The sequence below is a fragment of the Arthrobacter sp. AL12 genome, assembly GCF_029960645.1.
Classification (GTDB): Bacteria; Actinomycetota; Actinomycetes; order Actinomycetales; family Micrococcaceae; genus Arthrobacter.
This window is the reverse complement of sequence record NZ_JASBQY010000001.1, coordinates 516821-535362: the sequence shown is the minus strand read 5'-3', so window position 1 is coordinate 535362 and position 18542 is coordinate 516821. Positions and strand designations below refer to the sequence as shown.

The following is an 18542-nucleotide window of genomic DNA, read 5'->3' as shown; positions in this document are numbered from 1 at the left end:
TGGCACCACCGATTGCCGCGGTCAAGGATGCGCGCGCCCCAGGTGGCAGCTGTGTGCCCCACTAGTGTTGGACCGTGAACTTCTTCCTTGCCGCCTTGGGCGTCCTCGGTGTGGCCTCCTCCGGGCCGCTCATTGCCGCCACCCTGGGGGCCACATCGGTCAGTGCCCTGGCGATCGCATTCTGGCGCAACGCCATCGGGTCGGTTGTCATGGCGGGGCCCGTGCTGGTCCGTAACCCCCGCCAGTTCGGCCGGGTCACCGGCCGGGAATTTCGCTGGTCTCTGGCGGCGGCCGTCGCCCTGGCGCTCCACTTCGCCTGCTTCATCACGTCCCTGCAGTTGACCTCGGTCGCGGCGGCCACCGCGCTCGTCTGCCTGCAGTCTGGCTGGATTGCAGTCTTCCAGCTCTTGCGCGGCGTCAAACACCGCTGGCCGGTCCTGGTCGGCCTGGGGATCGCGTTTGGCGGTGTCGTCGCCATTACCGGGTTCGATATGGGCACCTCTCCGGAGGCGCTGCTGGGTGATCTGCTGGCGGTGGCCGGCGGGGCCCTGGCCGGTGTCTACACGCTCGCCGGGGGCAAAGCGCGCCAGACCATGGGGACGGGCGTCTACACGACCCTGTGCTATGGAATGTGCGCAGCGGTCGTGGCTGTGCTGGCACTGTCCACGCAGCAGCCACTGGCAGGGTTCGAAGCGGCCGGCTGGATTGGCATCCTGGCGATCACGGTGTGCGCCCAGCTGATCGGTCACACCGCATTCAACCACCTGCTCGCCACCATGAGCCCGCTGCTGGTGTCCATGATCATCCTGCTGGAGATTCCGGGTGCCGCGCTGCTCGCTGCAGCGTTTCTGTCCGAGACCCTGCCGGCCGGGACCTACGCCGGCCTGGCGATGATCCTTGCGGGGCTCGCCGTCGTCGTCCTGGGGCAGCGAAGTTCACGCGCCGTGCGGCGCACGGCAGCCGGGCTGGCGGAGCTGGGGACGGACTGACGGCGACAGGCGGCGGCCTCAGGGCAGCCGCGTGCTACTGGCCGCCGCGGCGGGCAGGCTGGGCCGTATTGACCGTATGGATCGCCCGCAGCAGCTTCGCCGGGAAGTACACCGAGAAGAAGACCACCATCGGGGCCTTGAGCGCCATCTTCTTGACGTTGTGGGCTTTGTACGTGCGGTCGAAGCGCGTCACGTAGTAGCGGTAGTCGCGGGGAGAGTCTTCCAGCCGGCGTGCGGACATGCCGGAAATCATCTGCGGCCAGTACTGGATCCGGAGGTCGTGGTCGGCCAGGTGCAGGGACAAATCAATGTCCTCGTGCATCTCGTCCTTCTCATCCCGGCACGCCTCGCCCCGGATGATCTCCCACGCGGAACGGCGGATGGCCATGTTGGAGCCAAAGAGAAAGTGATACTGGTGTTTTGCGAGCTTGAGCATCAGCTGGCGCATCTTGTCATCGGCCTTGAGGCCGAAGCGACGCATGGGCATGTCGTAGTAGACCACCGGGCCGGTCGCCGCGTGGACGGATTTGTCCCGGAACGCCTTCTGCACCTGTTCAACCCAGTCGGGTTCCAGCACGGAGTCGGCATCGATCCGGCCCAGAATGTCCCCCGTGGCGTGGTCGAGGCCGAAATTGCGGGTGGGAATCAGGCCCTGGTCGCGGTCCTGGCTGAGCAGGATGATGGGGCTCTCCGGGTATTCCAGCTGCATCTGCCGGACGATGTCGGCCGTGCGGTCCTTGGACATGTTGTCGACGACGATGATCTCGTGCGCCGGGACTGACTGGTACACGGCGGCGATGAGGCACTGCCGGACGACGCTTTCCTCGTTGTACGCCGGGATGACGATAGACACAGCCGGAGTGTGCACAGCATCGTGTAAGGCATCCTCAGAGGATTTTTCGGGTGACATTCCCCCAAATTTAGCACCAACGCGGTTTTTCCAGTCCGGCGCCGGGCAGTTCCCCGGCTACGAACTGGTAAACATCAGGCGCAAATAAGGGAAGGATCCCGCCTCTGTGGCGGAATCCCTCCCTTAATGGCGGCCCGCAGGCTGTCTTAGCTGCCGGTGGTCTTGTCGGTGCCGTTGTTGCGGCTCGCTGCAATGTTCCGGACGGCCGTCTTCGCATCGGTGGCAACCTTGGCGGAAGCATCCTTGATGTCCTCAACAGCGTCTTCGGCCGCGTGCTTGGCCTTGTCAGCGGCGTTGTCGGCGGACTCTGCAACCTCAGCCGACGCGTCAGCGGCGGTGTCAGCGGCGGCGACCGTGGCTGCGCCGGCCTGGCCGGCAGCTTCCTTGACCGAATCCCTGACATCGCTGACGGTGGTGGCCGGAACGGGCGCCGGCGTGACCGGAGCGGGCGTCTTCCAGGGATCCTCGACCGGCCTGGAAGCCCGCCAGGCGGCAACACCGGCGGCAACTGCCGCGGCGATGATACCGAAGATCAACAGCCCGCGGTGCTTGGGCTTCTGCTTCTTGACCAGCTCACCGCTGACGGCCTTGCTTGCCTTGTTCGCGGCGACCTTGACGTGGCTCTTGGCGGTCCTCGCCTGCTCCTGGACGGAGTGGATGATTCCCGCTTCGCCGAGCCGCTGGGCAACCGCGTCCACATGCCCCGGAGCGCTCTGGAGCGTGCGGTGCACGGCATCGGAGGCGTGGCCGATCTGGTCCGAAAGCATCGGCAGGTACTCCACGACCACCCGGTCGCGCGCGTTGGCGATGACCGGCGTCGCTTTGTCCAGCGCCTCGTGCAGGCGCGGGGTGGCGCCCTCAACGGCGTCGTTGATCTTGGGGGCGAGCTGCGCAAGGCCGTCCTGGAGGCGCGGGGTTACGGTCGCAACACCGTCGGCGAGGTTGTAGGCCGCCGACTTGAGCCCCTCCTGAATCTTGGGAGAAGCGGTATCGAGTCCCTGCTGCAGGCGCGGAACGGCCCAGTTGACGGCTGCTTCAACCCGCGGGGTTGCCCAGTCCTTGGCGTTTTCTACTCCGGTGCTGACTGAATGCTCCAGCTCGCGGGCAATACGGTCCGTTTTCTTCACAACTACCTCCCGATTAATGTGACGATTCTGCTGTTAGCCTACGTGGCCCAGACCTCACCGGCTATTCTGCAGGCCGATTATGGGCGGATTTCACCCAGCGCGGAACTCGCGGACCGGCCCTGTAAGCGGGGGCCTGTCATGGAAGAATAGGCCCTATGACTGCCATCGCAACCGCAAAAGCAACCATCCACACGAGCATGGGCGACATTGTCGTCAATCTCTTCGGCAACCACGCCCCCAAGACCGTCGACAATTTCGTCGGACTGGCCACGGGCGAGAAGGCCTGGACCCACCCGGAGTCCGGCGAGGACAAGACCGGGACGCCGCTCTATGACGGCACCATCTTCCACCGCATCATCAAGGACTTCATGATCCAGGCGGGCGATCCCCTGGGCCGAGGCGTGGGCGGCCCGGGCTACAAGTTCGACGACGAAATCCACCCGGAGTTGACCTTCAACGAGCCCTACAAGCTGGCCATGGCGAACGCCGGCGTCCAGATGGGCCGCGGCACCAACGGCTCACAGTTCTTCATCACGACCATCCCCACCGGCTGGCTGCAGGGCAAGCACAGCATCTTTGGCGAGGTGGCAGACGACGAGTCCAAAAAGGTTGTTGACGCCATCGAGGGTGTCCGCACCGGAACGGGCGACCGCCCGGTCAAGGACGTCACCATCAACAGCATTGACGTAGAAAAGCTCTAAGCTCAGCGCATGAGCTACGGAATTCCGGCGGCAGAGCCGTCCGCGCAGGTCCCGGTGTGCCCGCGGCACCCGGACCGGGCCGCCTATGTGCGCTGCCAGCGTTGCGGGCGCCCCGCGTGCCCCGACTGTCAGCGGGCGGCCGCCGTCGGATTCCAGTGCGTTGACTGTGTCAACGAAGCAAAAAGCACGACGCCGGCGGTCAAGACCGTCTACGGCGGCGCCTTGGCCACCGGAAAACCCGTGGTCACGATCTCCCTCATCGGTCTGTGCGCCCTGGTCTTTGTGCTCCAGTGGCTGGTCCCCAACGACGGGATCTACCAAAACCTGGCGTTCGCGACCGTTTATGCCAGCCCCGAGTACGGGGTCTTCGAACCCTGGCGGATGGTGACCTCCGCTTTCCTGCATTCCCAGGGCTTTATCCTCCATATCTTGCTCAATATGTACATGCTGTGGGTATTTGGCCAGGCGCTCGAGCCTCTCCTGGGACGAGTCCGGTTCCTGGCGGTTTATTTGCTGTCCGCTGTTGGCGGATCGGTCGGTTATCTGCTGCTGACGCCGGGATACGTCCCGGGCCAGCCGCTGAGCGGCGTTGTCGGCGCTTCGGGCGCCATCTTTGGGCTTTTCGGTGCCATGCTGGTGGTCCAACGCCGCCGCGGTGGCGACACCAGGCAGCTCTGGGTGCTGATCCTTATTAACGGTGCCATCGGCTTTGTGGTCCCCTCGATCGCCTGGCAGGCCCACCTGGGCGGGGCCGTCACAGGCGCACTCTGTGCCGCCGTCCTGGCGTATACACCCCGCGGCCCGCGTCAGGGCCTGCTGCAGGCCGGCGGTCTGCTCTTGGTCCTGGTCCTGCTGATCGCAGTCTCAGCCCTCCGCGTCGCCGCCTGACCGCGCGGGGCGCCTCCTGCCGAGTCGCGCTGACCGCCACACCTTCTCCTGCCGGGCGGCGCTGACCGCCGCACCTTCTCCTGCCGGGCGGCGCTGACCGCCGCACCTTCTCCTGCCGGGCCGCGCTGACCGCACCTCGTGCCGTACTCGCTTCTCTTGCGGCGCCGCCCCTCGCGCAGCAGCCTCCACGCGCCGGCTGATCCTGCGGCTCTCCGTACGGCCAGTCCCTTTCGGGTTGCCCACAGCCTGTTCCTGTATTTCCACAGCCCGCCGTGTCCGGCGCGCCCCTTTTTTGGTGCTCTTCGCGCGCCCGCCCGGTGCCGCAGGGATGCGGCGCACAGACTCCCTCGAAGAGTTGTCCACAGGGGTTATCCACACTGTTGGTAACTTACACGCCTGTAGTTCATGTCCCAGTCCCGGATCTGAGGGCCACACCGGGCGATTCCGGAACGGGGCATGTTCGGATCTCCACAATTGTGGATAACCCCTGGGGTCGGGCCTGTGGTTAAGTGGACAACTTTGCGCCGGACAGAGGTCCCGTGCCTCAGAGCGCGACGAGGGACCGGAACAGGGGGCCAGGTTCCATACCCGATCATCTGCCCTGCCCTGTAATGAAATCTGATTTCAACAGGGTTATTCACAGTGTTAATAACCTGCCGTTTGAAGTATCCCCGACCGAATTGGCGCCAGCTGGCGCCGGAACCGCCGGAAATCCCCTCCCGCGGCCGGGTTATCCCCACCTGTGGATAAGTTGTGGGTACCGGGGGTGTTGCCAAGTGGATAACTTATCGGCGCCGGACCGCGGGCCGAAAAGACGCACACGTGCCGCCCCGGGGCTTCGCCATCCCACCCGCCGGGGACGCAAGGCGGACTTATCCACAGGGAATCCACAGTGTTAATAACTCACAGCGGTGTGATTCCTTGCGGAACGTCCTCCGGAACCGCTCTATGGGCGCCACAGTGCACGGGCACGGCCGCGCCCAGGAGCGGAAGGCGCCCAACGGTTATCAACAGTGTGGATAACTTTGGCCGAAGTTGTTCACACTGGCGCGGCGCTTAGCGTGGCCAGAGACCGGAGCTCCCGCGGCGGTGGCTGTCCAGCAGATGGGTGTCGATCATGCCGATGGCTTCCATCAGGGCGTACATCGTAGTGGGCCCGACAAACGCGAAACCCCGTTTCCGCAGTGCCTTGGACAGCGCGATCGACTCAGCCGAGGTGGTGGGAATCTCCTCGTGGGACCGCGGCTCGGGAGTGGAATCCGGCTGGAAGGACCAGATGAAGTCAACCAGCCCGCCGTCGTCCCGCAGTGCAATCGTTGTCTGGGCGTTGGTGACGGCTGCCCGGATCTTCAACCGGTTGCGGACGATCCTGGCGTCGAGGAGGAGGCGCTCAACATCAGCTTCCGTGAAAGCGGCCACCGTCTCGGGATGGAAGTCGTGGAACGCCGCACGGAATGCCGGCCGTTTCCGGAGGATTGTGGCCCAGGACAGTCCGGCCTGGAAGGCCTCGAGGCTGATGCGCTCGTACAGGCCCTGCTCGTCGCGCACCGGAACTCCCCACTCGGTGTCGTAGTACTCGCGCAGCATCGGGTCCACGGCCGCCCAGGGGGGCCGTGCCAGGCCGTCGTCGCCGATTACTGGGCCCGGTGTAGCCGGGTCCATCTGGACTCCTTCGCTCGCAGTGTGATCCGCTGTTCTCCGCTCGAGCCCCTGCGGGGGTGCGACATTAACGCGGAAGACCGGCACACAAGGGTGTACCGGTCTTCCGTCAGAGGCGGCGGGGCTCAGGAACGCCAGCGGGTGGTCATCAGGAAGCCGATGATGGCGATGCCGAAGCCGGCGATGATATTCCCGGATCCCCAGGCAGCCACCGGAAGTGTGCCTTCGCTGATGTAGAAGGTGATGATCCACAGCAGGCCAATGATCATCAGGCCGAACATCACTGGCTTGAACCAGACCGCATTGGGCTTGTTGGCCTGCACGGCGGAAGTCTGCGGCGTTTCGTGGGCAGTCCGTTTGCGGCGCTTTGACTCGGGCACGGGTCCTCCTAGGCGGCTGGAACAGGAGCGGGACCCTGGCTTGATATCCTGCAAGAAGGAATACCCCGGCGGTCAGCACTCTTGGTCATGTTGAAGTTCTTCTTCGGAGCCAATTCTAGCTGTAGTTCAGGCCACGGGAATGTCCGCCGCGAACGACCTGGATGGCACGATCCACTCAGCTCTCTGATTCAACGATTGGTTCAGCAAGGCACCCATGAGCACAACCAAGATTCTCGTCGTCGACAACTACGACAGCTTTGTGTACACCCTGGTGGGCTACCTCCAGGAACTCGGCGCGGAGACCACGGTGGTCCGCAATGACGACGTCACCCTGGCCGAGGCGGTCGAACTGGCGGAGGCACGCGACGGCGTCCTCATCTCCCCGGGACCCGGGAACCCCGGCGGCGCGGGCGTCTGCATCGAGCTGATCAAGTGGTGCGGCAGCCACAACAAACCCATGCTGGGCGTCTGCCTCGGACACCAGGCACTGGCCGAGGCCTACGGGGGAACCGTCACGCACGCGCCGGAGCTGATGCACGGCAAGACCTCCCTCGTGGAGCACCACGGCACCAGTGTGTTCGCCGGTCTGCCTTCGCCCTTCACCGCGACCCGCTATCACTCCCTGGCCGCCGTCCGCGAGAGCATCCCGGAGATCCTGGAGATCACCGCGGAGACGGGAACCGGAGTTGTCATGGGGCTCCAGCACCGCACCGCACCCCTCTGCGGAGTCCAGTTCCACCCGGAATCCGTGCTCACCGAAGGTGGCTACCAGATGCTCGGGAACTGGCTCGAATCGCTCGGCATGGCCGGCGCGGCCCAGCGTGCAGCATCGCTGAGCCCGCTTATCAAGCACTAGGCCCACCAGGAAGACTCAGCCGCCCTTGGTGGACGTCGGGGTCGGCGTGGGGGTGGGCGTGGGTGTGGGGCTCGGCGGCGGCGGTGGCGGCGGGGGCGGCGGGGCCTTGGCCACGGTGACGGAGACCGCCTTGCCTTGTTCCACGAGAGCCTCCGCAGCGTCGGACTGTCCGGTGACCTTACCCGGTTCGACCTGGGAATTTTCGACTTCCGTGGCAATCATGAGCAGGCCCAGCGCCTTGAGGGCCGCTTCAGCCTCAGCCTGGGGAAGCCCGACCAACTGTGGCACCACAACCTTGCCGGTGGAGACGATGATTTCCACGATGCTGCCAGCGGCCACGTTCTGGCCCGGCGCCGGGTTGGTGGTGATAACGATGCCGGCCGGGACCGAGGGGCTGTTGGCCATGGTGGTGCCCGGCGCCCCGGCCAGACCCTTCTGGCGTAGTACATCGCGCGCGGCGGCCTCCGTGCGCCCGGGCAGGTCGGCGGGGATGGTGATGACGCTCGGACCCTCGGAGATGTTGAGCGTAATGTCGGAATTCGGGTCCAGTGAGCTCCCGGTGGCCGGGACAGTGCCGACAGCGATGCCCTTGGCGATCGTCTCGTGCTGCATCCGGCTGAGCTGGGGTTTCAGTCCTGCGTTGTAGAGCTTCTGGAGGGCCTCGGTCTCGGTCAACGACGTCACCGACGGCACCAGGACCTTGGCTACCGGGGGCGGCTCCTGGTTCATCATGTTGTAGAGCCACAGTCCGCCTCCTGCCAGCACCAGGACGGTGACAATCACCAGGGCGGTGATCCACGTCCGGCGCCGGGACTGCTGACTCGGGGTGTGCTCGCGCTCGGGTGGCAGGACCAGCGGCAAGCTGCCACTATCCGCGGCGCCGTAGACGACACCTTGGGCCATCAAGGCGTTCTCATCATCAGCCGGGGTCTCCAGCGCGGGCCGGAGTCGCCCGGTTGGGGTTTCGTCGAGGAACTGCGCACCGGCCGCGGAGAAGGCGGCGGTTGGCGTGCCGTCCGGGGTCGGGACTGTGTCATTGGGGTCTGTGGGGGCTTCGCTCGCGGCCGGTGTGGCGACGCCAACTCCGCTCCGTGCGGCCCGGAGGGCACGGCGGAACGCCGCGGCGTCCTGGAACCGGTCCGCGCGATTCTTCTGCAGCGCCTTCATCAGCACGCTGTCCAGTGCCTCGGAGACGTCAGGATTCAAGCTGCTGGCCAGTTCGGGGATCTCACGCACATGCTGGTAGGCCACCGACACGGGGCTGTCGCCGATGAAGGGCGGGCGACCGGCAAGCATCTCGTACAACAGGCAGCCGGCCGAGTAGAGATCGCTGCGGGCATCCACGGTCTCACCGCGCGCCTGTTCCGGTGAAAGGTACTGGGCGGTGCCTACGACGGCCTGGGTCTGGGTCATGGTCGCTGCCGAGTCCGCCATGGCGCGGGCAATCCCGAAGTCCATCACCTTAACGCTGTTGGATTCCGGGCAGAACATCACGTTGGCGGGTTTGATGTCGCGGTGCACAATCCCGGCCTTGTGGCTGTAATCCAGGGCCGCGAGGACTCCCAGGGAGAAGTCAATCGCCTGGTCGATGCTGACTTCCTTGGCCCTGATCAGGTCCCGGATCGTCTTGCCGGAGACATACTCCATCACGATGTATGGCACCCGGACGGTGTCTTCGTGGTCGCCGGGGACCGCGTGGTCCCCGGTGTCGTAGATGGCCACGATCGAGGGATGGTTCAGCGCGGCCACCGCCTGCGCCTCGCGCTTGAACCTTGCCTGGAACTGGGGGTCCCGGGCCAGGTCGGGGCGGAGCAGTTTGACCGCCACGGTGCGTCCGAGACGGGTGTCGACGCCGCGGAAGACGTCGGCCATGCCGCCGCGGCCGATCAGCTCACCCAGCTCATAGCGCCCGCTAAGGACGCGCTGGGTGTTCACGGGGCCGCGGTCCTCCCGGTGCGATGGGGTGCGGGGTGAAGTGGACATAGTGGGCTACGTTCCCGTGGGGCTAGGGGTTGGTTCGGCAGCTGCGGCCTTGGCCAGTCGGTAGGTCACTAGCGAACCGGCGGGCACCATAGTGCCGGGAGCAGGCTCGGAACTGACAAAGGTTCCAGGCGCCTCTTTCTTATTCGTCGGAGTCACGTCGGCCCCCTTGGCCCAGCGCAGGCCTGCATTCTGGATGGCTTGCTGGACGGTGGCTTCACTAGCCCCGGACTGGAGAGTGGGGACCGTAACCGTCTCCGGAGCCTTGGTGGGCTCCGGACCCTTGGAGTAGGTCACGGTGATGGTCGTGTCGGGCTGGACCCGCCCGGCCGGGTCGATTTCCAGCACCGTGCCGGGGGCGGATTTGTCGAAGACTTCTACTCCGGTGACGCCAAGCCCCAGGCCAATCAGTTCAGTGCGGACTCCGTTGTATTGCCGACCCAGGTAGCTTTCCGGAATCAGGTTGATGGTGGCCGGTGTGGACTGCGTCGGTGCCGCGGAGCTGGTGGTGGGACTGGCGCTCGTGGTCGTGGGAGAGGCACTGGTGGTCGTCGCGGATGCACTGGTGATGGCGCTGCTGCTCGCCGGAGTCTGCGGGAACAGGATCCCGGCCTGGGTCAGCATGACGCCCACGACGGCGAAGAGCACCAGCAGGATCAGGGCAATCAGCGGCCAGGTCCAGGGGCTGCGGCCTCGGCGTTCCGGCACAGTGGCCGGTTCGTCGTAGTCGTCGTCCTCCTCATCTTGGACCCAATTGCGTTCCGCGGCGAGGGCGTCCGCACGCGACAGTGTGTTGCGGGCCCCGTATGCGCTGGCGGCAGCGGCTCCGGCAGCGGCCCCGGCGGCGGCGCCCGCTCCGGCGGCGCCGATCACGGGCAGGGCCGAGGTGGCCGACATCGAGCGGTCCGCAGCGCCGATGACGCCGGTTGCAGCCGTCGGGATGTCAACCGGTGCCGTGATCGGCCCGGTTGTTGCCTCGAAGAGCAGCATGCCCGGGACGGCGGCGTGGGCTGCCGCGATGTCGCCGTTGCGGATGGCCTCGGCGGCCTCGGACAATTTGAGGGCGTCGGCCGGGCGGTTCTTCGGGTCCTTGGCCAGCATGGACATCAGCAGGGCGCGGACCGGCTTCGGCAGGGTTTCCGGCAGCGGCGGCGGCGCGTCGTTGACCTGGGCCAGTGCGATAGCGATCTGGGATTCCCCGGAGAACGGGCGGTGCCCGGTGAGGCACTCGTAGCCGATCACGCCGAGCGCGTAAATATCCGAGGCGCCGGTAGCCAGCTGGCCGGTTGCCTGCTCCGGAGCCAGGTACTGGGCGGTGCCCATAACCTGGCCGGTCTGGGTGAGCGGGACCTGGTCGGCCAGTCGGGCGATGCCGAAGTCGGTCACCTTGACGCGGCCTTCCGGGGTGATCAGCAGGTTCCCCGGCTTGATGTCGCGGTGGACCAGGCCCTGGGCGTGGGCCGCCGAGAGGGCGCGGGCGGTCTGCGCGATCATGGACAGGGTGCGGTCCGGGGAGAGCACTTGTTCATGTTCGATGATGCTGCTCAGCGGCTGGCCCGGGACCAGTTCCATGACGAGGTAGGCGGAGCCTTCTTCCTCGCCGTAGTCAAAGACGTTGGCGATGCCCACGTGGTTCAGGAGCGCCGTGTGGCGGGCTTCGGCGCGGAAACGCTGGAGGAAGCCGGGGTCGCCCGTGTACTCCTCCTTGAGCACCTTAATGGCGACGATGCGGCCAAGGATCAGGTCTTTGGCTTTCCAGACTTCTCCCATGCCGCCGATCGCAATACGCGTGGTCAGCTGGAACCTGCCGCCGAGGGTGATTCCTGATGAAGGCCTCACTTTTTCAACACCGCCTCAAAAATCTTCTTCGCGTTCGGACTGGTTAGCTTTGCGCCGGTAGTGATGTCTACGCCTTCCATGACGATGGTGACAGCCACCTGCGGGTCATTCGCCGGGGCAAACCCGGTAAACCATGAGTTGTTCATGCCGTCGCCGAGTTCCGCGGTACCGGTCTTGCCGGCCACCTTCACGCCGGGCACCGCCGCGCCGCGGCCGATGCCCTCGCTGACGACACTGACCATCCACTCATTGATCTGCCGGGCAATCTCCGGCGTGGTGGAGGTCTGCAGGGCCTGGGGTTTCGGCTCGCTGATGGGCCTCAGGTCCGGGGAGCGGACAGCCTTGATCAGATTCGGCTGCATCTGGACCCCGCCGTTGGCGATCGCCGCTGTCATCTGGTTGATCTGCAGCGGCGTGGCCCGGACGTCCCGCTGGCCGATCGACGACTGCGCCAGGCTGGCGTCGTCCAGCTCTTCGGTCGGGAAGAAACTTGGCGCGGAGTCGAGCTTGAGCTGGTCGCCGAAGTCTTTCCCGAAGCCGAACTTCTCCGCCTGGTCCGCGATGGCCTTCTGTCCCAGGTCCAGGGCAATGCTGGCGAAGGGGGTGTTGCAGGACTGCTGCAGGGCGAAGGCGAACGTCGCCGTGTCGCGGCTGTAGCAGTTGCCGCCGGCGTAGTTGGGCAGCGTGTACTGGATGCCGGGGAAGGACATCTCCGCCGGGTTGGGCAGGACGCTGTCCTTGTTGTACTTGCCTGAGCTGAGGGCCGCGGCCGTGTCGATGAGCTTGAAGACGGAGCCCGGCGCCAGCAGCGCCCCGGTGGGGCCGCTGACGTTCTGGTTCAGGTTGATCCCGGGGACCTTGTTCAGGTCGGCAAAGTTGGCGGCCTCGGCCACGGGATCCTGGGTGGCGATCAGGTTGGGGTCGTAGGAGGGCTTTGACACCATCGCCAGGATCGCCCCGGTCTTCGGATTGGTCACCACGATCGATCCGCGCTGGCCATCCGGAATCAGGTCGTAGGCGAGCTTCTGGATCTCGGGATCGATCGTGAGCTCCACTGAGGCGCCCTTGGGCTGGTTGCCCAGGAAGAGCTGGCCGACCCGGTCCAGGAACTGCTGATCCGAGCTGCCCGCGAGCTCCTTGTTCATCGTGTTCTCAAGCCCGGTCACGCCGAAGCTCCTGGAGAAATAGCCGGTGATCCCGGCGTAGGGTTCCGGCTGGTTGTAGGTGCGCTGGAACGCGCAGCTCTCCGCGGCAGCAACGGACTCGGCCACCGGTGCGCCGCCCACGATGATGGCGCCGCGGTCGTTGCAGTAGTTCTGCAGGAGGGTGCGCTTGTTCCAGGCGTTGGCCTCCAGCTCATCCGCTCCGACCACCTGGACGTAGCTGAGGGCACCGAAGATCAGGACGAACATCGCGATCGCGGCGATCCAGGCATTGCGAATGGCTTGGTTCACAGCTTCACCGCCTCGGTCGGGGCGTCCGGACTGTTTCGTCCGGTGCCGGGCACGGTGGCCGGCTTCGAAGGCATGGCAGGCAATACTTTCTGTGGGTCGGGTTCCTCACCGGGAGCCAGCGGTGTGGTGTCCACCGGACCGCGCGCCGTGTGCGAGATCATCAGCAACAGTCCGACGATGATCCAGTTGGCCAGCAGCGAGGAACCGCCGGCGGCCAGGAACGGCGTGGTGAGGCCGGTGAGGGGAATGAGCCGGGTGACGCCGCCGATCACGACAAAGCACTGCAGCGCAATGGCGAAGGACAGCCCGGTGGCGAGCAGCTTGCCGAACGCGTCACGGGTGCCGAGGGCCGCGCGGAAGCCTCGGGTGAAGAGCAGCAGGTACATCAGGACGATCGCGAAAAGACCGATCAACCCGAGTTCCTCGCCGAAGGAGGCAATGATCATGTCGCTGTTGGCGAACGGAACCAGATTGGGGCGTCCCTGGCCGAGGCCGGTGCCGACCAGTCCGCCGTTGGCCATGCCGAACAGCCCTTCGACGATCTGCAGGCTGCCGCCGAAGGCCCGGCCGTAGACCTCGTCGGTGAAGGCGTTGATCCAGCCGTCAATCCGCAGGGCCACGTGGGAGAAGACGCGGGAGGCGACGAAACCGCCGGCAGCGATGAGCCCGACGCCGATGATGACCCAGCTGATGCGGCTGGTGGCGACGTAGATCATCACCAGGAAGAGGCCGAAGAACAGGATCGACGAGCCGAGGTCCCGCTGGAAGATCAGCACGCCGATGCTCACGAGCCAGGCAGCGATCATGGGACCCATGTCCTTGAACCGCGGGAACTGGAGGGGCCCGACTTTCCGCCCGGCCAGCAGGATGAGATCGCGGTTGGAGGAAAGATAGCCGGCAAAGAATATGGCGAGGGTGATCTTGGCGATTTCACCGGGCTGGAAGGTCATTGAGCCGAACTTGATCCAGACCCGCGCGCCCAGGATTTCACCGGCCGTTATGCCCGGAACCAGCGGAAGAATCAGCAGGAATGCGCTGGCAGCCAGGGAAATGTAGGTGAAGCGGCGGAGGATCCGGTGGTCCTTGAGGAACCAGATGACGGCGATTGAAACAGCCATGGCCACCAGGGTCCAGCGCAGCTGGTTGTTGCCCGTGTCTTCCCCGACCCGGTCCAACCGGTGGATCATGGCGAGGCCGAGGCCGTTGAGAGCCACCACCAGCGGAAGTATTACCGGATCGGCATATTTCGCCCGAAGACGCAGGACGATGTGGAAGGCGAGGGCCGCGGTGGCCAGCAGGCTTGACTGGAACCAGAAATCGGCGTCGAACGCCTTCTGCTGGTCCACCCCGACCAGGGCGTTGGCCCCAATGCCGACGGCCAGGGCCAGAACTAGCAGGACCAGTTCGACGTTCCGCCGCGGCCGGGGTGTGGAATCGATGGGTGTCATTTCCCTACCTCGCAGACAGGCGCGGTCGACGCCGGCGAAGGTGCCGCGGTGCCGGCCGCGCCGGGACTCGCCGTGGCACCCGGACCGGCCGTGGCACTGGGATCCGCGGTCGCGCCGGGCGTGGCAGGGGTCGGAGACGGGGTGATGCACTCGTCCGCGGGGGCGGTTGTGCCGGTGCGCTCAAGGTTTTTAACGATGCGCTGTGCGTCGTAGAGGTCCCGGGCAGGCACTGTCTGGCGCACCCGCTGCTGGGAAAATTCGGGAAGATCTGACATCCGGATTTCGGTCACCGCTTCGAGGGTGGAGAGCTGGATGGGTCCCAGGCGCTGGGAGACCCCGTTGAAGATGGCCACATGCTGGTCGTGCTCGCCGATGTAGTACCGGGTCTGGGTCCAGGCGTAGCCCAGCCATAGACCCACCGTGAGAAAAGCCACGATGGCCGCCGCGACGGAGACGGTCACCCAGCGGCGGGGCCGGCCGGCCTGCCGGTACTCTTCGGATTCCTCCCGCGCCTGCTCCGACTTGTGGGTCAGGACCGTAGCGGCCCGGCGGGCCATGGTCCGACCCGGAATGGTGGGGATGGAGCCGGACTCCGCGGCGGCCGCGGCAGCGCCCACGAGTTCGTGGGGGCGGCCGGCCAGCTCCTCGCGGAGCACCTCGGCGGACAGATGCTCACCCAGATGCGGGTCGGTGGAGGTTGGCAGTTCTCCTGTGTCGGGGGCATTCCCGGCCGGCTGACCGGCGGCTGCGCCGGCGTCCGGCCGGGTGTCTTCGGCTGTGGACGGTTCTGCGGTTGCTGCAACCATTGGGGCTATGGCAGCGTCCGCGGTCACGGTCACGGTCACGGCTGCGGTGGACGGCGGCGTCGACGGGACAATCTCGACGGCGGCGGTCCGGACGTCGTCGGGGGTCTGTTCGACGATTTCCAGCATCACCACGGTGACGTTGTCCGGGGCGCCGGCATCCAGAGTCAGATCAACCAGCAGCTCGGCGCATTCCCGCAGGCTCTTGGTCTCCCGGACGGTGCGCTCCACGACGTGGCCGGCGACGTAGTTCAGACCGTCCGAACAGAGCAGCCAGCGCTCACCCGGTTCGACCTCGAGCGTTGCCAGGTCCAGTTCAGGGCTGGCATCGACGTCGCCGAGGACGCGCATCAGGACGTTTTTGTGCGGATGCGTCTCCGCTTCTTCGGGGCGGAGCCGGCCTTCATCAATGAGGCGCTGCACGAAGGTGTGGTCCACGCTGACCTGCTCGAATTCGCCATTCCGGAGCCGGTACGCGCGGGAGTCGCCAATGTGGGCGAAGTGCAGCTTGCCCTCGGCCAGCAGGAGGGCGGTGACGGTGGTCCCCATACCGGCCAGCTTGGGATTGATGTGGACGAGTTCGGACAGCAATGAGTTGGCGGTCTGGATTTCGTCGGCCAGGACGGTGCCGGCGTCGCCGTCGTAATCGTCGCTGTCGAGATGGATCATGTCCAGCACCGTGGCGGCGGAGGCAACATCGCCGCCGGCGTGTCCACCCATTCCGTCGGCGACGACGGCAAGGTGCCGCCCGACGTACGCGGAGTCGTCGTTCTTCGCGCGCACCCTGCCGACGTCGGAACGCGCGGCGTAGCGCAGGATAAGCGGCCGCTTGGGGGCAGTCTTGCCTTCGGCCCTGTCTGCGGGGCGATCAGGGGCAGCCACGGCTACGGCCTCAATTCAATGACCGTCTTGCCGATTCTCACAGGGACACCCAGCTCTACGGGCAGTGCCCTGGTGAGTTGCTGGTCGGCCAGATAGGTGCCGTTGGTCGAGCCAAGATCCTCGATGAACCAGCGGCTGCCCTGCGGGAACAGGCGGGCGTGGCGGCCCGAGGCATAGTCATCCTCCAGCACAAGGGTGGCTTCCTGGGCGCGGCCAAGCAGGATGGGGCTTGCTGCGAGCGGGATCGTGGTGCCCTTGAGCGGGCCTTCGGTCACGACCAGTTGGCGGGGCTGTTGCCTGACGGGGGCCGCCGGCTCGGCCAGGGCCGGGTTTTTGCGGACCTGCCGCGCCGTGGGGGCGCCCGCTGCTGCCTTGCGTCCGATCATGAGGTCGCGCCGCATGGCGGCGACGATGCTGAAGATCAGCACCCACAGAAGCAGGAGGAAGCCGAAGCGCAGGGCAGTGATGGTCAGTTCGCTCATCGGCGGCCGCCTGGGCTGGCGGGCAAAAGTCGGAAGATGATCTTGGTCCGTCCCATTGTGATCGTGGAGCCGTCAGTGAGTTCCGAGGAACCCACGATCTTGTGGCCGTTTACGTAACTGCCGTTCGTGGAGCCCAGATCCACGGCCTGGGCAGTGCCCGGTGCCGTGCGGATTTCCAGATGGCGGCGGGAAACGCCGGTGTCGTCAATCAGGATGTCCGCTTCCGAGGAGCGTCCCAGCACGATCGCCGGCGCGTTCAAGGAGTAGCGCTGCCCGTCGATGTCCAGCACGGGCTGCATCCGGGAAGGCTGGCGCGTCGGCGCGGCCGGCATTCCGGCGTGCGTGGCCGGCTGGGCGGTTCCAGAGGGGGATGCGGTCTTTTCGGTCCGTGACTTGATCTCGAAGTCGCCGGCGCGGCGGTCCCCGTCACGGCGGAAACTGATCCGGACTGGACCCTGGAGGGTGTAGCCCTGGCTGCGCACGTGGTTGATGACCACGTCGCAGAGTTCTTCAGCCAGCGGGGTGCCCCATTCCTGGGCCCGCTGGAAGTCCTCGTCACTAAGGAGGACGTCGAAGACATTGGGGGCGAGGGTCCGTCCCGCGGCGATGGTGATGGCCTTGTTGTCGACCTCGCGGCGGAGGTGGCTGGCGATCTCAACCGGCTCGACCTGGGCACGAGAACCGGTGGAGAAGACTCCGCGGACGGCCTTTTCGATGCCGCGCTCGACTTTGTCCAGCAATCCCATGGTCCTTCTCCTTTCGTGACGGCTGCAGGGCAGCATTCGTTCCGGAACTCGGTTTCCCACATCTGCGGGAGCCCGCTGTCAGCGGGCACTCATACTTCAGATACTACTGGGCGAGTCTGGGAATGGCCTTAATGCGCGTCGGCACCCCGCGTCGGGAATGTGCGCCGGACCGGCCCTGACGTGCACTGACATCGGTTCGCTGTGCCCGCTGCTGACGACGTCCACGTGGCTCGGCGGGGTCCTGGTCCGGGTAGTGCCCGCCCGGAGGCCCTGCCCAGAGCGACCGACCCATCCCGGCCCGAGGGCCGATTGGTGTTTTCCGGCTGTTGTCCGTTATGCTTGATCTCGCTGCTTTTACGAGGTTCACGGCCCGACTATGGACCGACAACTACGTGGAAGAAGTTGCGCGCGAGTGGCGGAACGGCAGACGCGCTGGCTTCAGGTGCCAGTGTCCGAAAGGGCGTGGGGGTTCAAATCCCCCCTCGCGCACGCAAATGAAGGAACCCCGGTCTTAGGATCGGGGTTCCTTTTGCTTAACCCCGGGGACGCCAACATTGGCTGCTCATCACCCGAAAGCAACGCGGGGTCACTACGCGCCCATCCCGGAGGGGATTATGGGCCGGGACTGACCCCGCGTTGCTATCGGGGGGTCAGGCGCGGAGCGTCCCGAAGCGCGCGATCATCGCCTCCAGGCCCAGGTTGAAGGCGACGTCGGCGGGTTTGTCGTAGCCTTCCAGGTCCTGCCGCTTGACCGCTGCGGTGAAGTTCGGCGTCGAATCCGCCATGCTGCCGGAGTCAAAAATGTCCGCCGGCGCCGTGACGTCGTAGGCGGAGCCAAAGATGAAGGACTCCAATGCCACGATGGCGGACACGATCAGCCGCTGCGGGAACCCTGCGCGGCTGAACCCGGCGCTGACGGCCTCATACATGGCCAGCGTCTTGGGGGCATCGGTCACCGGGAGCACGGCGATCACCGGGATCAGCGGCGTGTGCTTGGAGAACACGTCGCGGTAGCTCCAGGCCCAGCTGCGCACAGCCTGGTCCCACGGGTCGGAGGCGAAGAGGGACACATCAACGAGCGAGGTCAGATGGTCCTGGACCAGCACCAGGACGTCGCGCTTGGACGAGACATGGTTGTAGAGGGCCGACGGCGCCACGTTCAGCGTCCGGGCCAGGGCAGCCATCGTGAAACCGTCATAGCCGCTCTTCCCGATGAGCTGCAGCGCCGCCGCGGTGATGCCGTCCTGGTCGAGGACGGCCGCCGCGGGCCTGCCCACCCGGCGGCGCGGTTTCGCGTCGTGGCGGTGCGGATCGGCGGGGGCGCTGGTGGATGCCGGCATTGCTGGCCTTTCTGCGGTCGATGTCCTGGGTGCTCCCATTGTGCCCCTACTTTACGGG

16 protein-coding genes and 1 tRNA gene are annotated in these 18542 nt (G+C 66.0%); 5 read left to right on the top strand and 12 right to left on the bottom strand.

Annotated elements, in window-relative coordinates; translation table 11 throughout:
* Nucleotides 1-74: 74 nt before the first annotated feature.
* The gene (locus tag QK291_RS02570; RefSeq protein ID WP_282378811.1) at nt 75-989 is read left to right on the top strand and encodes a DMT family transporter; all 915 of its coding nucleotides are present in this window, start codon (nt 75-77) and stop codon (nt 987-989) included.
* A 34-nt stretch (nt 990-1023) separates the two neighbouring features.
* Here the strand turns inward: QK291_RS02570 and QK291_RS02565 are convergent, their stop codons facing one another.
* Both QK291_RS02565 and QK291_RS02560 read right to left on the bottom strand, forming a co-directional pair.
* On the bottom strand, nt 1024-1899 hold the full coding sequence (locus QK291_RS02565; RefSeq protein WP_282378809.1) for a glycosyltransferase family 2 protein: 876 nt from the start codon (nt 1897-1899) through the stop codon (nt 1024-1026).
* Between the two features lie 146 nt (nt 1900-2045).
* Nucleotides 2046-3026: a hypothetical protein gene (locus QK291_RS02560; protein WP_282378807.1), complete on the bottom strand. Its 981-nt coding sequence runs from the start codon at nt 3024-3026 to the stop codon at nt 2046-2048.
* 155 nt (nt 3027-3181) lie between these two features.
* Here QK291_RS02560 and QK291_RS02555 point away from each other — a divergent pair, with 155 nt between their 5' ends.
* Nucleotides 3182-3727, top strand: a complete 546-nt coding sequence (locus tag QK291_RS02555; RefSeq protein WP_282378805.1) for a peptidylprolyl isomerase — start codon at nt 3182-3184, stop codon at nt 3725-3727.
* Between the two features lie 9 nt (nt 3728-3736).
* Entirely contained in the window at nt 3737-4615 is an 879-nt protein-coding gene (locus QK291_RS02550; protein WP_282378804.1) for a rhomboid family intramembrane serine protease, read from the top strand.
* Between the two features lie 1056 nt (nt 4616-5671).
* Here the strand turns inward: QK291_RS02550 and QK291_RS02545 are convergent.
* Together QK291_RS02545 and QK291_RS02540 are read right to left on the bottom strand one after the other, a co-directional pair.
* Nucleotides 5672-6277 carry a DNA-3-methyladenine glycosylase I gene (locus QK291_RS02545; RefSeq protein ID WP_282378802.1) on the bottom strand — a complete coding sequence of 202 codons (606 nt, stop codon included), beginning with the start codon at nt 6275-6277 and terminating at the stop codon, nt 5672-5674.
* 122 nt (nt 6278-6399) lie between these two features.
* Nucleotides 6400-6654: a cell division protein CrgA gene (locus tag QK291_RS02540; RefSeq protein ID WP_282378800.1), complete on the bottom strand. Its 255-nt coding sequence runs from the start codon at nt 6652-6654 to the stop codon at nt 6400-6402.
* A 214-nt stretch (nt 6655-6868) separates the two neighbouring features.
* Here QK291_RS02540 and QK291_RS02535 point away from each other — a divergent pair, with 214 nt between their 5' ends.
* Complete coding sequence (locus QK291_RS02535) at nt 6869-7510, top strand: gamma-glutamyl-gamma-aminobutyrate hydrolase family protein (protein WP_282378799.1); 642 nt, start codon at nt 6869-6871, stop codon at nt 7508-7510.
* 15 nt (nt 7511-7525) lie between these two features.
* Here the strand turns inward: QK291_RS02535 and pknB are convergent, their stop codons facing one another.
* From pknB to QK291_RS02500, 7 genes are read right to left on the bottom strand one after another with little or no spacing between them, the layout of a single operon-like run.
* On the bottom strand, nt 7526-9493 hold the full coding sequence (pknB, locus tag QK291_RS02530; protein ID WP_282378797.1) for a Stk1 family PASTA domain-containing Ser/Thr kinase: 1968 nt from the start codon (nt 9491-9493) through the stop codon (nt 7526-7528).
* Between the two features lie 6 nt (nt 9494-9499).
* Nucleotides 9500-11329 (bottom strand): protein kinase, encoded by a 1830-nt coding sequence (locus QK291_RS02525; protein ID WP_282378795.1) that lies wholly within the window; start codon nt 11327-11329, stop codon nt 9500-9502.
* A complete protein-coding gene (locus QK291_RS02520) occupies nt 11326-12783 on the bottom strand; it encodes a penicillin-binding protein 2 (RefSeq protein ID WP_282378793.1) in 1458 nt (485 codons plus the stop codon). The genes QK291_RS02525 and QK291_RS02520 overlap by 4 nt, the downstream gene beginning before the upstream one ends.
* On the bottom strand, nt 12780-14231 hold the full coding sequence (locus QK291_RS02515; RefSeq protein WP_282378791.1) for an FtsW/RodA/SpoVE family cell cycle protein: 1452 nt from the start codon (nt 14229-14231) through the stop codon (nt 12780-12782). The genes QK291_RS02520 and QK291_RS02515 overlap by 4 nt, the downstream gene beginning before the upstream one ends.
* Nucleotides 14228-15916 carry a protein phosphatase 2C domain-containing protein gene (locus QK291_RS02510; RefSeq protein ID WP_282378789.1) on the bottom strand — a complete coding sequence of 563 codons (1689 nt, stop codon included), beginning with the start codon at nt 15914-15916 and terminating at the stop codon, nt 14228-14230. The genes QK291_RS02515 and QK291_RS02510 overlap by 4 nt, the downstream gene beginning before the upstream one ends.
* 2 nt (nt 15917-15918) lie before the next feature.
* Nucleotides 15919-16398, bottom strand: coding sequence for an FHA domain-containing protein (locus tag QK291_RS02505; RefSeq protein WP_224048084.1), 480 nt, complete (start codon nt 16396-16398; stop codon nt 15919-15921).
* Nucleotides 16395-17144: a DUF3662 and FHA domain-containing protein gene (locus tag QK291_RS02500; protein ID WP_282378781.1), complete on the bottom strand. Its 750-nt coding sequence runs from the start codon at nt 17142-17144 to the stop codon at nt 16395-16397. The genes QK291_RS02505 and QK291_RS02500 overlap by 4 nt, the downstream gene beginning before the upstream one ends.
* Before the next feature lie 406 nt (nt 17145-17550).
* On the opposite strand from QK291_RS02500, the gene QK291_RS02495 reads away from it, so the two are divergent.
* Nucleotides 17551-17633: transfer RNA gene (locus QK291_RS02495), tRNA-Leu, on the top strand.
* 161 nt (nt 17634-17794) lie between these two features.
* Here QK291_RS02495 and QK291_RS02490 read toward each other — a convergent pair.
* The gene (locus tag QK291_RS02490; RefSeq protein ID WP_282378779.1) at nt 17795-18484 is read right to left on the bottom strand and encodes a TetR/AcrR family transcriptional regulator; all 690 of its coding nucleotides are present in this window, start codon (nt 18482-18484) and stop codon (nt 17795-17797) included.
* Between the last annotated feature and the right edge of the window lie 58 nt (nt 18485-18542).